11 protein-coding genes are annotated in these 12,327 nt (G+C 72.6%); 9 read left to right on the top strand and 2 right to left on the bottom strand.

Annotated features, from left to right (window positions below):
* Positions 1-3 precede the first annotated feature (3 nt).
* The 6 genes from OHV05_RS10715 to OHV05_RS10690 are packed head-to-tail and all read left to right on the top strand — an operon-like array spanning position 4 to position 5,495.
* On the top strand, positions 4-1,020 hold the full coding sequence (locus OHV05_RS10715; RefSeq protein ID WP_405017471.1) for an ABC transporter substrate-binding protein: 1,017 nt from the start codon (positions 4-6) through the stop codon (positions 1,018-1,020).
* A gap of 4 nt (positions 1,021-1,024) precedes the next feature.
* Complete coding sequence (locus OHV05_RS10710) at positions 1,025-1,831, top strand: ABC transporter ATP-binding protein (protein WP_405017470.1); 807 nt, start codon at positions 1,025-1,027, stop codon at positions 1,829-1,831.
* On the top strand, positions 1,828-2,676 hold the full coding sequence (locus OHV05_RS10705; RefSeq protein WP_405017469.1) for an ABC transporter permease: 849 nt from the start codon (positions 1,828-1,830) through the stop codon (positions 2,674-2,676). The genes OHV05_RS10710 and OHV05_RS10705 overlap by 4 nt, the downstream gene beginning before the upstream one ends.
* Positions 2,677-2,695: 19 nt before the next feature.
* Positions 2,696-4,252: an FAD-dependent oxidoreductase gene (locus OHV05_RS10700; RefSeq protein WP_405021425.1), complete on the top strand. Its 1,557-nt coding sequence runs from the start codon at positions 2,696-2,698 to the stop codon at positions 4,250-4,252.
* Positions 4,249-4,584 (top strand): 4Fe-4S binding protein, encoded by a 336-nt coding sequence (locus OHV05_RS10695; protein WP_403046765.1) that lies wholly within the window; start codon positions 4,249-4,251, stop codon positions 4,582-4,584. Before OHV05_RS10700 ends, OHV05_RS10695 begins: the two co-directional genes overlap by 4 nt.
* Before the next feature lie 26 nt (positions 4,585-4,610).
* On the top strand, positions 4,611-5,495 hold the full coding sequence (locus OHV05_RS10690) for a TauD/TfdA dioxygenase family protein (protein ID WP_405017468.1): 885 nt from the start codon (positions 4,611-4,613) through the stop codon (positions 5,493-5,495).
* Between the two features lie 60 nt (positions 5,496-5,555).
* On the opposite strand, the gene OHV05_RS10685 is transcribed toward OHV05_RS10690, so the two are convergent.
* Together OHV05_RS10685 and OHV05_RS10680 are read right to left on the bottom strand one after the other, a co-directional pair.
* Entirely contained in the window at positions 5,556-6,878 is a 1,323-nt protein-coding gene (locus OHV05_RS10685) for an LLM class flavin-dependent oxidoreductase (RefSeq protein ID WP_405017467.1), read from the bottom strand.
* A 104-nt stretch (positions 6,879-6,982) separates the two neighbouring features.
* Entirely contained in the window at positions 6,983-8,185 is a 1,203-nt protein-coding gene (locus OHV05_RS10680; protein ID WP_405017466.1) for an ROK family protein, read from the bottom strand.
* Between the two features lie 197 nt (positions 8,186-8,382).
* Between OHV05_RS10680 and OHV05_RS10675 the strand changes: the two genes are divergently transcribed.
* From OHV05_RS10675 to OHV05_RS10665, 3 genes are all read left to right on the top strand, one after another.
* Complete coding sequence (locus OHV05_RS10675; protein ID WP_405017465.1) at positions 8,383-10,938, top strand: DUF4118 domain-containing protein; 2,556 nt, start codon at positions 8,383-8,385, stop codon at positions 10,936-10,938.
* Positions 10,935-11,615, top strand: a complete 681-nt coding sequence (locus OHV05_RS10670; RefSeq protein WP_405017464.1) for a response regulator — start codon at positions 10,935-10,937, stop codon at positions 11,613-11,615. The genes OHV05_RS10675 and OHV05_RS10670 overlap by 4 nt, the downstream gene beginning before the upstream one ends.
* A 284-nt stretch (positions 11,616-11,899) precedes the next feature.
* Positions 11,900-12,304, top strand: coding sequence for an OB-fold nucleic acid binding domain-containing protein (locus OHV05_RS10665; RefSeq protein ID WP_057238435.1), 405 nt, complete (start codon positions 11,900-11,902; stop codon positions 12,302-12,304).
* The last annotated feature ends 23 nt before the right edge of the window (positions 12,305-12,327 follow it).

Here is a 12,327-nt window from a genome sequence, read left to right as displayed (position 1 = left end):
CCCATGGCCTCGTTCACCTCCAGGCGCACCTTCCTCGCACTGGCCGCCGTCGGCGCGGCGTCCGCCGCCTGTGGCCGGGCCACCGCCGACGGGGGACAGGGTGGGCAGGAGACCAGGAAGCTCCGCTACCAGGGCTGGGCCGGGCAGGTCACCCTGCCCGAACTGGCCGAGGACCTGGGCTACTTCGGCGAGGTGAAGCTGGAGTGGGTGGGCAACACGATCAGCGGTCCGCAGGACATCCAGTCGGCGGCCACCGGCCAGACCGACTTCGGCGGTGCGTTCAACGGCGCGGTGGTGAAGCTGATCGCGGCGGGTGCCCCGGTGAAGGCGGTGATCAGCTACTACGGCGTGGACGAGTTCACCTACAGCGGCTACTACGTGCTGGCCGACAGTCCGATCCGGTCGGCCCGGGACCTGCAGGGCAAGAAGGTCGGGATGAACACGCTGGGCGCGCACACCGAGGCGATGCTCGACATCTACCTGCAGCGCAACGGGCTGTCGGCGGCCGAGATCGCCAAGGTGGAGCCGATCGTGATCCCGCCGGTGAACGGCGAACAGACGCTGCGTCAGAAGCAGATCGAGGTCTCGGTGCTGGGCGGCATCCTGCGGGACAAGGCACTGGCGGCGGGCGGAATCCGGCCGCTGTTCAGTGACTTCGACCTGCTCGGCAAGTTCAGTGCGGGCACCTTCGTGCTGACCAACCGCTTCCTGAAGCAGAACCCGAACACCTCCCGGATCTTCGTCACCGGCGTGGCCAAGGCGATCGAGTGGGCCAGGACCACGCCGCGCGAGGAGGTGATCGCCCGCAGCACCGCGATCATCAAGAAGCGGGGCCGGAACGAGGACACCGCCGCCCTCCAGTACTGGCGCTCCACCGGCGTGGCCGAGACCGGTGGCCGGATCGACGACCAGGAGTTCCAGCTCTGGATCGACTGGCTGGTCTCGCACGGCGACATCAAGGCGGGCCAGGTCAGGCCGGCCGATCTCTACACCAACGAGTTCAACAAGTACGGGGGTTGAGAGCATGACCAGTCGGATCAGCTTCGAGCAGGTGACCAAGACCTTCCCGATCAAGGACGGCACCGAGTTCACCGCGTTGGACCGGGTGGAACTGGACGTCGCCGCCGGTGAGTTCGTGGTGATCGTCGGACCGAGCGGTTGCGGCAAGTCCACCCTGCTGGACCTGGCGGCCGGCCTGACCAGGCCGACCGAGGGCCGGATCCTGCTGGACGGCCGTCCGGTGACCGGGCCGGGGCTGGACCGCAGCGTGGTGTTCCAGCAGTACGCGCTGCTGCCGTGGCGGACCGCCCAGGGCAACGTCGAGTTCGGACTGGAGGCGACCGGTGTGCCGCGCTGTCAGCGGGCGCCACTGGCCCGGGAGTACCTCGGCCTGGTCGGGCTGACCGGTTTCGAGGACCGGCATCCGCACGAGCTGTCCGGCGGGATGAAGCAGCGGGTGGCGATCGCCCGCAGCCTGGCGTACGACCCGGGGGTGCTGCTGATGGACGAGCCGTTCGCGGCGTTGGACGCGCAGACCAGGGAGCTGCTCCAGGACGAGCTGCTGCGGATCTGGGAGCGCACCGGCAAGACCGTCGTGTTCATCACGCACGGCATCGAGGAGGCGGTCTACCTCGGCGGGCGGGTGGCGGTGCTGACCTCCAGGCCAGGCCGGGTGAAGGAGGTGGTGCCGATCGACCTGGGGGAGCGGACCAAGGCGCGGGACCTGCGCTCCGCACCGGAGTTCGCCCGGTACCGGCACGAGATCTGGGACCTGCTGCACGACGAGGTCAGCCGGGCCCAGCAGTTGGAGCGAGAGGTGGTCCACGCATGAGCACCGACCTGCGACCCGCGCCGCCGCTCAGTCTGCCGACCCCGAAGGTGCTGCCCCCGGCGCGCCGCCCGTCCCGGCTGCCGGGGCTGCTGGTCACCGCCGTCACGAAGTCGGTGGCGATCGCGCTGCTGCTGGTGGTCTGGGAGTTGGCGCCGCGCCTCGACCTGGTGGACCGCACTTTCCTGCCACCGGTCAGTGAGGTGCTGGACGCCTGGCTCGGCCTGCTGGACAGCGGCCAGCTGGCGGTCAACACCTGGGCCAGTCTGAACCGTTCACTCAGCGGCTTCGGTCTGGCGGTGGTGATCGGGGTGCCGCTCGGGCTGCTGATCGGCTGGTACCGGCCGGTGGCCAACCTGCTCAATCCGCTGCTCGAAATCTTCCGCAACACCGCCGCGTTGGCGCTGCTGCCGGTCTTCGTGCTGATCCTCGGAATCGGCGAGACCTCGAAGATCTCGATCGTGCTGTACGCCTGCCTGTGGCCGATCCTGCTGAACACCATCAGCGCGGTGCGCAGCGTCGACCCGACCCTGCTGCGGCTGGCCCGGTCGCTGGACCTGTCGCCGGTGAAGCTGTTCCAGAAGGTGATCCTGCCCGCCTCGGTGCCGGTGGTGTTCACCGGGATCCGGTTGGCGGGGGCGGTCTCGATCCTGGTGCTGGTGGCGGCCGAGATGGTGGGGGCCAAGGCCGGTTTGGGCTATCTGATCAACGCGTCGCAGTACAACTTCGCGATCCCGCAGATGTACGCGGGCATCGTCACGATCTCCGTCATCGGGGTGGCCTTCAACCAGCTGCTGGTCCGGCTGGAGCGCCGGTTCACCGCTTGGCGCGCCCCGCTCAACAGCTGAGGAGAGAGCCGTGCAGGAGATGGGTACGGATGTCCTGGTGGTGGGCGGCGGCCCGGCTGCCACCTGGGCCGCACTGGACGCGGCCCGGGCGGGCGCGGACGTGGTCCTCGCCGACAAGGGCTACTGCGGGACCAGCGGCGCAACCGCCGCAGGTGGTACGGGAGTCTGGTACGTCGAGCCCGAACCGGCGGCGCGCGAGGCCGCGATGGCCAGCCGGGAGGCGCTGGGCGGCTACCTGGCCGACCGGCGCTGGATGGGCCGGGTGCTGGACCGGACCTACGCAAACATCAACGAGCTGGCGGAGAGCCGGGGTTACCCGTTCCCGACCGGCCCGGACGGACGGCAGCTGCGGAACGGTCTGCAGGGGCCCGAGTACATGCGTCGGATGCGGGTGCGGGTGAAGCGCGCGGGCGTCCGGGTGCTCGACCACAGCCCGGTGACCGAACTGCTCACCGCCGCCGACGGATCGGTGGCCGGTGCGGCCGGTTACCGGCGGCAGGAGGGGCACGGCTATCTGGTCCGGGCCGGCGCGGTGGTGCTGGCCACCGGTGGCTGCGCGTTCCTGAGCAAGGCGCTGGGCACCGACACCAACACCGGGGACGGCGCGCTGTTCGCGGCCGAGCTGGGTGCGGAGCTGTCCGGGATGGAGTTCTCCAACGCGTACGGCATCGCGCCCGAGCACACCTCGGTGACCAAGACCGCGTTCTACTCCTTCGCCACCTTCTACCGGGAGGACGGTGCGGAGTTGGCGGGTGCGGCCAGTCAGGGTGGGCGTTCGGTGATCGCGCGGGAGCTGCTGACCGGCAAGGTGTACTGCCGGCTGGACCGGGCGGACCACGCGGCCCGGGCGGCGATGCGGCTGGCCCAGCCGAACTTCTTCCTGACCTTCGACCGGCTCGGCGTCGACCCGTTCACCGAGCGGTTCGCCGTGACGCTGATCGCCGAGGGCACGGTGCGCGGCACCGGAGGCATCCGGATCGCCGGGGACGACTGCCGCACCACGGTGCCCGGCCTGTACGCGGCCGGGGACGCGGCCACCCGCGAGGAGATCTGCGGTGGCTTCACCGGCGGCGGCAGCCACAACGCGGCCTGGGCGATGTCCTCGGGCAGTTGGGCCGGGCGCGGCGCGGCCGGGTACGCGCTGGCGCTGGGGGCCGGTGCGGCCCGACGGCGCGTCACCCCGGCCGGGGGCGCCGGGCTGCGGCCGCTCGGCTCGCCGGACACCGACCCGCGCGAGGTGATCCGCACGGTGCAGGGCGAGGTGCTCCCGTACGACAAGAACTACCTGCGGCACGGTGCGGTGCTGACCGAGGCGCTCGGCGTGCTGGACGACGCCTGGGCGCGGCTGCGGGACGGACTGCGCGGCACCGGCCGGGAGGCCGTACTGGCCCGGCAGGCCGCCGCGTTGACCGCCAATGCCCGCTGGATGTACCGCTCGGCGCTGGCCAGGACGGAGAGCCGGGGGATGGCCAGGCGGCTGGACTTCCCCGGGCAGGACGCGGCCCAGCACCACCGGATCGTCTCCGGGGGTCTGGACCGGGTCTGGACCCGGCCGCTGACGGCGGTGCCGGCGTGATCGAACTGGTCTCGTCGGAGCGCTGCATCAGCTGTGACAAGTGCATCAGGGTCTGCCCCACGGACGTCTTCGACCGGGGCCCCGACGGCCTCCCGGTGATCGCCAGGCAGAGCGACTGCCAGACCTGCTTCCAGTGCGAGGCGAACTGCCCGACGGACGCCCTGTTCGTCGCCCCGTACACCCACCCGCAGCCACCGCCGGACGAGCGCGAGCTCACCGAGTCCGGCCTGCTGGGCAGTTACCGGGCCCAGATCGGCTGGGGCCGGGGCCGTACCCCGGGCGCGCTGCGCGCGGTCGGACCGGCGTTCGGCCCCACCCCGATCACTTCCTGAACACCCGTCAAGAGGGGACACGAGTCATGAGCCTGGAGATCCACAAGGTCGGTGGCCGGATCGGCGCCGAGATCACCGGAGTCGACACCTCGCAGCCGCTGGACGCGGAGACCGTGGGCCGGCTGAACGAGGCCCTGGTCGCGCACAAGGCGCTGTTCTTCCGGGAGCAGCACCTGGACGACGAGGGACAGCTGCGGTTCGCCGCCAACTTCGGCACGCTGACCACGGCGCACCCCACCGTCCCGTCCCTGGAAGGGCAGCCGAGCGTGCTGCCGGTGGACAGCGAGGACGGCGGCCGGGCCAACCGCTGGCACACCGACGTCACCTTCGTCCGGACCCCGCCGAAGGCCAGTACGTTGCGCGCGCTGGTGGTGCCGCCCTACGGCGGCAACACGCTGATCGCCGACTCCCAGGCGGCGTACCGGGATCTGCCCGAGGCGCTGCGCGAGCTGGCCGACCGGCTGTGGGCGGTGCACACCAACGACTACGACTACGCGCAGGGCAAGGAGCTGGACGAGGCGGACGCCGAGCGCCGGCGGGTCTTCACGGCCGTCAAGTACCGCACCGCCCACCCGGTGGTCCGGGTGCACCCGGAGAGCGGTGAACGCGGGTTGTTCGTCGGCGGGTTCGCGCAGAGCATCCTCGGTCTGCCGTCCGCCGAGTCGCACGACCTGCTGCGCAGTCTGCAGGCGTACGTGACCCGGCCGGAGAACGTGGTGCGCTGGCGCTGGTCGGTCGGCGACCTGGTGCTGTTCGACAACCGCGCGACCCAGCACTACGCGCCGGACGACTACGACGACCTGCCGCGCAGGCTGCACCGGGTGACGGTGGCGGGGGACGTGCCGGTCGGGGTGAGCGGGGAGTCCAGTTACCTGATCGAGGGGGACGAGGCTCCGCACTACACGTCCTGAGGCAACGAGGCAACGCGGAAGGGGCACCCACCGGTTGGTGGGTGCCCCTTCCGCGTCGGATCAGGAGTAGCGGCCGGCCGGGCGGGGCAGGCCGTAGTGCTCGCGCAGGGTGCGGCCGGTGTAGCCCTCGCGGAACAGGCCGCGCTTGCGCAGGATCGGCAGCACCTGCTCGACGAAGTCGGTCAGGCCGTCGGGCAGGATCGGCGGCATGATGTTGAAGCCGTCGGCGGCACCCTGGGTGAACCAGGTCTCGATGTGGTCGGCGAGCTGTTCGGGGGTGCCGACCACCACCTGGTGGCCGCGTCCGCCGCCGAGCCGGCCGACCAGTTGACGCAGGGTCAGCCGGTCGCGTTCGGCCAGGTCGCGGATCAGCTCGAACCGGCTCTTGGCGCCGTTGATCTCGGTCACCGGGGGCAGTGGCGGCAGTGGCTCGTCCAGCGGGTGGTCGGTGAGGTCGACGCCGAGCACGGTGGAGAGCACGCCCACCGCGCGGGCCGGGTTGATGAGTTCGTCCAGTTCGCGGTCGAGGCGGTGGGCCTCCTCCTCGGTGGAGCCGAGCACCGGCACCACGCCGGGCAGTACCACGACCTGTTCGGGGGCCCGGCCGAAGCCGGCGGCCTGCTGCTTGAGGTCGGCGTAGAAGGACTGGCCCTCGGCCAGGGTCTGCTGCGCGGTGAACACCGCTTCGGCCCAACGGGCGGCGAAGGCCCGGCCGTTGTCGGAGGAGCCGGCCTGCACCAGCAGCGGGTGGCCCTGCGGCGGGCGGGGGATGTTCAGCGGCCCGCGGACCTGGAAGTGCTCGCCGACGTGGTCGATCTCGTGCACCCGTCCGGAGTCGGCGAAGACGCCGGTGGCCCGGTCCAGGGTGAGCGCGCCGTCCTCCCAGCTGTCCCAGAGCGCGGTGACCACGTCGAGGAATTCGGCAGCCCGCTGGTAGCGGACGCCGTGCTCCTGGTTGGCGGAGCGGCTGAAGTTCTGCGCGGAGCGCTCCCCGGCCGAGGTGACGATGTTCCAGCCGGCCCGGCCGTGGCTGATGTGGTCCAGCGAGGCGAACTGCCGGGCCAGGTTGTAGGGCTCGCTGAAGCCGGTGGAGACGGTGCCGATCAGGCCGATCCGCTCGGTCACCACGGCCAGCGCGGTGAGCAGGGTGAACGGTTCGAAGTGGCTGATCAGGCCCCAGCCGCCGTCCGAGCGGGCCTCCACGCCGTCGGCCAGGAAGACCGAGTCGAAGGAGGCCGCCTCGGCGGCCTTGGCCAGCTCCTGGAAGTGCGTGATGTCGGCGGCCCGGTGCGGGTCGGTGCGCGGGTGGCGCCAGGCCGCCTCGTGGTGGCCGACGCCCATCAGGAAGAGGTTGAAGTGCAACTGCCGTTCGGCTTGGGGCATGGCGAGGTGCTCCGGTTCCGGAGGAGTGATCGGGGGATCCTCCAATTGTCCGGTGGGGCGGGAGAGTCGACAACGATCCGCCCACCGGGGGAATTAATCTGGCGTTACGAACTGCGGGCGGTGCGCAGCTCCATCGGCCGCTGGTACGCGCTGTCCAGTACGCCCGCGCAGGCCGCCACGGCGAGCACCTCCGTCCCGAACGAGGCGGCCGTCACCAGCTGCCCCGGCTGCACCGCGCCGTGCCGGCCGACCTGTTCGTACAGGTAGCGGGCCAGTTCCGGACGGACCGTCAGCCCGGCCTCGCTGACCACCAGGACCTCGGGGTTGAGCACGTTGAGCAGCAGTGCGGCGGCCGGGGCGGCCAGTCGCAGGCGCTCCTTGATCAGGGCCACGGCCCGTTCGTCGCCGGCCCGGGTGAGGGCCAGCAGGAGTTCGAAGTCCGGTGCGGGGATGAGCCCTTGGGCGTGTGCGCGGCGGGCGACGGTGCGTTCGGAGACGGTGGCCTGCAGGCAGCCGGTGCGGCCGCAGACGCAGGGCTCGGTGGAGCCGGGTACCGGCAGGTGGCCGACGTTGCCGGCCCGGTCGCGGCGGCCGCGCAGCACGGTGCCGCCGGTGGCGAAGGCGGCGTCGACCACGTTGCCGACGAAGAGCTGGACGAGTTCGGTGGAGCCGGTGCCCGCGCCGAACAGCAGCTCGGCCACGGCCAGGGCCCGGGCGTGGCTGTCGACGTGCACCGGCAGCCGGGTGGCGCGGGCGAGTTCGGCCCGGACGGGGACGTCCCGCCAGCCGAGCGGGCCGTGCTCGACCACGGTGCCGCGTTCGGAGTCGACCCAGCCGCCGGTGACCACGCCGAGGCCGAGCAGTGAGCGCCCGGCGGCCCGGCGGGCCAGGAAGGCCGGCAGGTGGTCCCGGATGTCGGACAGCACGGCGGCGGCGTCACCCCGGCGGGGCAGCCGCTCGTGCGCGAGCACCCGGCCGCGCAGGTCGAGCAGCGCGAAGGTGAGGAAGGGGACGCCGATGTGCACCCCGCAGGCGAGGTGGTGGCGGCTGTCCACATCGAGCGGCAGTTGTGGCCGGCCGGCCCGGGGCGGTCCGTCCGGCGCGGGCAGTTCGCGGACCAGGCCCAGGCCGATCAGGTCGGTGGTGTGCCGGGAGACGGCCGCCGGGCTGAGCCCGGTGACCCGTCCGACGGCGCTCCGGGCCAGTGGTCCGGCGGCCAGGACGGCGCGCAGCACCGCCCCGGCGCCGCCGCCCTCGGCGGGCTGCGGCGCCCGGGCCGGCGTGGGGGGAGCGACCAGAGAGAGCATGCGGTCGATGCTCCCAGCAGGGTGTTGCACGGGCGTGGCGGCGGCGTGACGGGGCCCGGGTGCCGTCAAGAGCTCGCTAAGACTGGCCGTACGTGTCACCTGATCAGCGGATTCCCGGCCGGGCGGCCGTACGCTCGGGAAGAGACGAACAGGTGTCCGGGGGGCGTGGCCCACCGGCCTGACCAAGAATGGTGCGCATGGCACGCGGCAGGTTGCGGATTTACCTCGGGGCGGCACCCGGCGTCGGCAAGACGTACGCGATGCTCGCCGAGGCGCACCGGCGGGTGCTGCGCGGCACCGACGTGGTGGTCGGCTTCGTCGAGCACCACGGGCGGGACCGGACCGCGGAGCTGATCGAGGGTCTGGAGCCGGTGCCGCGCCGGGAGCTGACGTACCGGGGGGTGACCCTGGGCGAGCTGGACCTGGACGCGGTGCTGCGCCGGCGGCCCGCCGTCGCACTGGTGGACGAGCTGGCCCACACCAACGTGCCGGGCAGCCGCAACGCCAAGCGCTGGCAGGACGTCGAGGAGCTGCTGGCGGCCGGGATCGACGTGGTGTCGACCGTCAACATCCAGCACCTGGAGTCGCTCGGCGACGTGGTCGAGGGCATCACCGGGGTCCGCCAGCGGGAGACCGTGCCGGACGAGGTGGTCCGGCGGGCCGACCAGATCGAGCTGGTCGACATGTCGCCCCAGGCGCTGCGGCGTCGGCTGGCGCACGGCAACGTCTACCCGCCGGACCGGATCGACGCCTCGCTGGCGAACTACTTCCGGCCCGGCAACCTCACCGCGCTGCGCGAGCTGGCGCTGCTGTGGACCGCCGACCGGGTGGACGAGTACCTCCAGCGCTACCGGGCCGAGCACGGCATCGAGGGCACCTGGCAGGCCCGCGAGCGGATCGTGGTCGGCCTGACCGGTGGTCCGGAGGGCGCCACCCTGGTCCGCCGGGCGGCCCGGATCGCCGACCGGGCCTCCGGCGGCGAGCTGCTCGCGGTGCACATCGCCCGCTCGGACGGGCTGGCCGGGCAGAGCGGCTCCCCGCAGATCCTGATCGAGCAGCGGGCGCTCACCGAGAGCCTCGGCGGGAGCTTCCACACCGTGCTCGGCGACGACCCGGCGGCGGCCCTGCTGGACTTCGCCCGCGGGGTGAACGCCACCCAGATCGTGCTCGGCAGCAGCCGCCGCCGGGCCTGGCAGTACCTGTACGGCCCCGGGGTGGGGGCCACCGTCACCCGGGAGAGCGGTGACATCGACGTGCACACGGTCACCCACGAGCAGGTCGCGATGGGCCGGGGCCGGGTGCCCCGCCGCAAGGTCACCGACCTGGGCCGGACCAGGACGGTGCTGGGCTGGCTGATCGGGGTCGGCGGCCCGCCGCTGCTCACCCTGCTGCTGACCCAGGTGCACGGTCTCGGGCTCTCCACCGACATGCTGCTCTTCCTCAGCCTGACCGTGTGCGCGGCACTGGTCGGCGGGCTGTTCCCGGCGATCGCCTCCGCCCTGGTCAGCTCCTCCGCGCTGAACTACTACTTCGCGCCGCCGATCCACACCTTCACCATCTCCGAGCCGCAGAACATCCTGGCGGTGGCGATCTTCACGGCGGTCGGCATCGCGGTCGCCTCGGTGGTCGACCTGGCCGCCAGACGCACCCAGCAGGCCGCCCGGGGCCAGGCCGAGGCCCAGTCGCTGAGCGCGCTGGCCGGCACCGTGCTGCGCGGCGCCCCGGGCGGCGACGGCCTGCTGACCGCGCTGCTGGACCAGGTCAGGGAGACCTTCCAGCAGGACTCCGCCGCCCTGCTGGAACGGGCCGACGACCACGCGCCCTGGCAGGCCGCCGCTGCCCGGGGCCCGCACCCGCCGGCCCGGCCGGAGGACGGCGACGTGGACGTGCCGGTCGGCGACCACCTCGCCCTGGTGCTGCGCGGCCGGGTGCTGCCCGCCGCCGACCGTCGCCTGCTCGGCGCGTACGCGGCCCAGGGCGCGGCCCTGCTGGAGCGCCGCCGACTGGCCGGGGAGGCCGCCGCCGCCCGCCGGGAGGCCGAGGGCAACCGGATCAGGACCGCCCTGCTGGCCGCCGTCTCGCACGACCTGCGCACCCCGCTGGCCGGGATCAAGGCCGCGGTCAGCTCGCTGCGTGCGGACGACGTGGAGTGGAGCCCGGAGGACGAGGCCGAGCTGCTGGAGGGCATCGAGACCGGTGCCGACCGGCTGGACCACCTGATCAACAACCTGCTGGACATGAGCCGCCTGCAGACCGGCACGGTGGCCCCGCTGATCCGCGACACCGACCTGGACGAGGTGGTCCCGTACGCGCTCGGCGGGGTGCCGCCTGGCTCGGTCCGGCTCGACGTGCCGGAGTCGCTCGCCATGGTGCGGGCCGACGGCGGGCTGCTGGAGCGGGCGCTCGCCAACCTGGTGGAGAACGCCGTCAAGTACAGCTCCGACGTGCTGGTGCGGGCCGCCGCGATCGACCGCCCGGGCGCCGCCCGGCAGGTCGAGGTGCGGATAGTGGACCGTGGCCCCGGCGTGCCGGAGGACGCCAAGGAGCGGATCTTCGCTCCGTTCCAGCGGTACGGCGACGCCCCGCGCGGCGCGGGCGTCGGGCTCGGCCTAGCCGTGGCCCGGGGCTTCGTCGAGGCGATGGGCGGCACCCTGGCCGCCGAGGACACCCCCGGCGGCGGGCTGACCATGGTGGTCGTACTGCCCGCCGCCCTACCCGAACCCACTCCTGACGGAAAGGCGGAGCCCGTATGACCCGGGTCCTCGTCGTGGACGACGAACCGCAGATCGTCCGCGCCCTGGTGATCAACCTCAAGGCCCGGAAGTACGAGGTGGACGCCGCCCATGACGGCGCGTCGGCCCTGGAGCTGGCCGCCGCCCGGCACCCCGACGTGGTGCTGCTCGACCTCGGCCTGCCGGACCTGGACGGGGTCGAGGTGATCCGCGGCCTGCGCGGTTGGACCAGGGTGCCGATCATCGTGCTGTCCGCCCGGCACAGCTCGGACGAGAAGGTCGAGGCGCTGGACGCCGGGGCCGACGACTACGTCACCAAGCCGTTCGGCATGGACGAGCTGCTGGCCCGGATGCGGGCCGCGATCCGGCGGGCCGAACCGGTGGTCGGCGAGGACGAGTCGACCGTGGTGACCGAGGGCTTCACGGTCGACCTGGCCGCCAAGAAGGTCAACCGGGACGGCACCGACGTCCGCCTCACCCCGACCGAGTGGCACCTGCTGGAGGTCCTGGTCCGCAACGCCGGCCGGCTGGTCAGCCAGACCCAGCTGCTGCAGGAGGTCTGGGGCCCGGCCTACCGCACCGAGACCAACTACCTGCGGGTCTACCTGGCGCAACTGCGCCGCAAACTGGAGACGGACCCGAGCCGGCCCAGGCACTTCATCACCGAGCCCGGCATGGGCTACCGCTTCGAGCCCTGACAGCCCAGCGGGCCCCGCACCGTCGGAGCCGATGTCCGGTGGGCTGAGGCCGGTACTGGGCTTGGTCTTCACCGCGTGGTCCCCGCCGGAGGTGGCGGGTGCTGTCGTTCGGTGGGCTGAGGCCGGTACTGGGCTTGGCCTTCACCGCGTGGTCCCCGCCGGAGGTGGCGGGTGCTGTCGTTCGGTGGGCTGAGGCCGGTACTCAGCTTGGCCTTCACCGCAAGGTCCCCGCCGGAGGCGGCCTGCACTGACGTTCGGTGAGCTGAAACCGGTACCCTTCCGACATGAGTGGTGACAACAGCAGCGAGCAGCCGCAGGGCCGGTTCCGCCGCATGATCAGCCGCCTCACCTCCTCCTCCGAGGAGCTGGACGCGGAAGAGCTGCGGCAGGACACGGCGGAGTCGGGCTGCACTCCGATCGCCAGCTGCGGGGACCGTGAGGTGGTCACCGTGGCCGGGACCCTGCGGACCGTTACCCTCCGCCCCCGGGCCGGGGTCCCCGCCCTGGAGGCCGAGCTCTTCGACGGCAGTGACGCGCTGGACGTGGTCTGGCTCGGCCGCCGTTCGATCATCGGTATAGAGCCGGGCCGTCGGCTCATCGCCACCGGCCGGATCAGTCACGCACGCGGGCGCCGCGTGCTGTTCAACCCCCGCTACGAACTGCGTCCGGCCGGACACGGGAGCGAGTGAGTGTGACCAACCTGCCCGGCGGC

This window comes from Kitasatospora sp. NBC_00070 (assembly GCF_045041205.1).
Lineage (GTDB): Bacteria > Actinomycetota > Actinomycetes > Streptomycetales > Streptomycetaceae > Kitasatospora.
The sequence above is the reverse complement of the archived record's forward strand: the minus strand, read 5'-3'. Positions and strand labels throughout refer to the sequence as shown.

Bases quoted from the DNA above. Each gene is read 5' to 3' on its own strand.
- OHV05_RS10715 (WP_405017471.1), top strand. From the start codon at position 4: ATGGCCTCGTTCACCTCCAGGCGCACCTTCCTCGCACTGGCCGCCGTC.
- OHV05_RS10710 (WP_405017470.1), top strand. From the start codon at position 1,025: ATGACCAGTCGGATCAGCTTCGAGCAGGTGACCAAGACCTTCCCGATC.
- OHV05_RS10705 (WP_405017469.1), top strand. From the start codon at position 1,828: ATGAGCACCGACCTGCGACCCGCGCCGCCGCTCAGTCTGCCGACCCCG.
- OHV05_RS10700 (WP_405021425.1), top strand. From the start codon at position 2,696: ATGGGTACGGATGTCCTGGTGGTGGGCGGCGGCCCGGCTGCCACCTGG.
- OHV05_RS10690 (WP_405017468.1), top strand. From the start codon at position 4,611: ATGAGCCTGGAGATCCACAAGGTCGGTGGCCGGATCGGCGCCGAGATC.
- OHV05_RS10685 (WP_405017467.1), bottom strand. From the start codon at position 6,878: ATGCCCCAAGCCGAACGGCAGTTGCACTTCAACCTCTTCCTGATGGGC.
- OHV05_RS10680 (WP_405017466.1), bottom strand. From the start codon at position 8,185: ATGCTCTCTCTGGTCGCTCCCCCCACGCCGGCCCGGGCGCCGCAGCCC.
- OHV05_RS10675 (WP_405017465.1), top strand. From the start codon at position 8,383: ATGGCACGCGGCAGGTTGCGGATTTACCTCGGGGCGGCACCCGGCGTC.
- OHV05_RS10670 (WP_405017464.1), top strand. From the start codon at position 10,935: ATGACCCGGGTCCTCGTCGTGGACGACGAACCGCAGATCGTCCGCGCC.
- OHV05_RS10665 (WP_057238435.1), top strand. From the start codon at position 11,900: ATGAGTGGTGACAACAGCAGCGAGCAGCCGCAGGGCCGGTTCCGCCGC.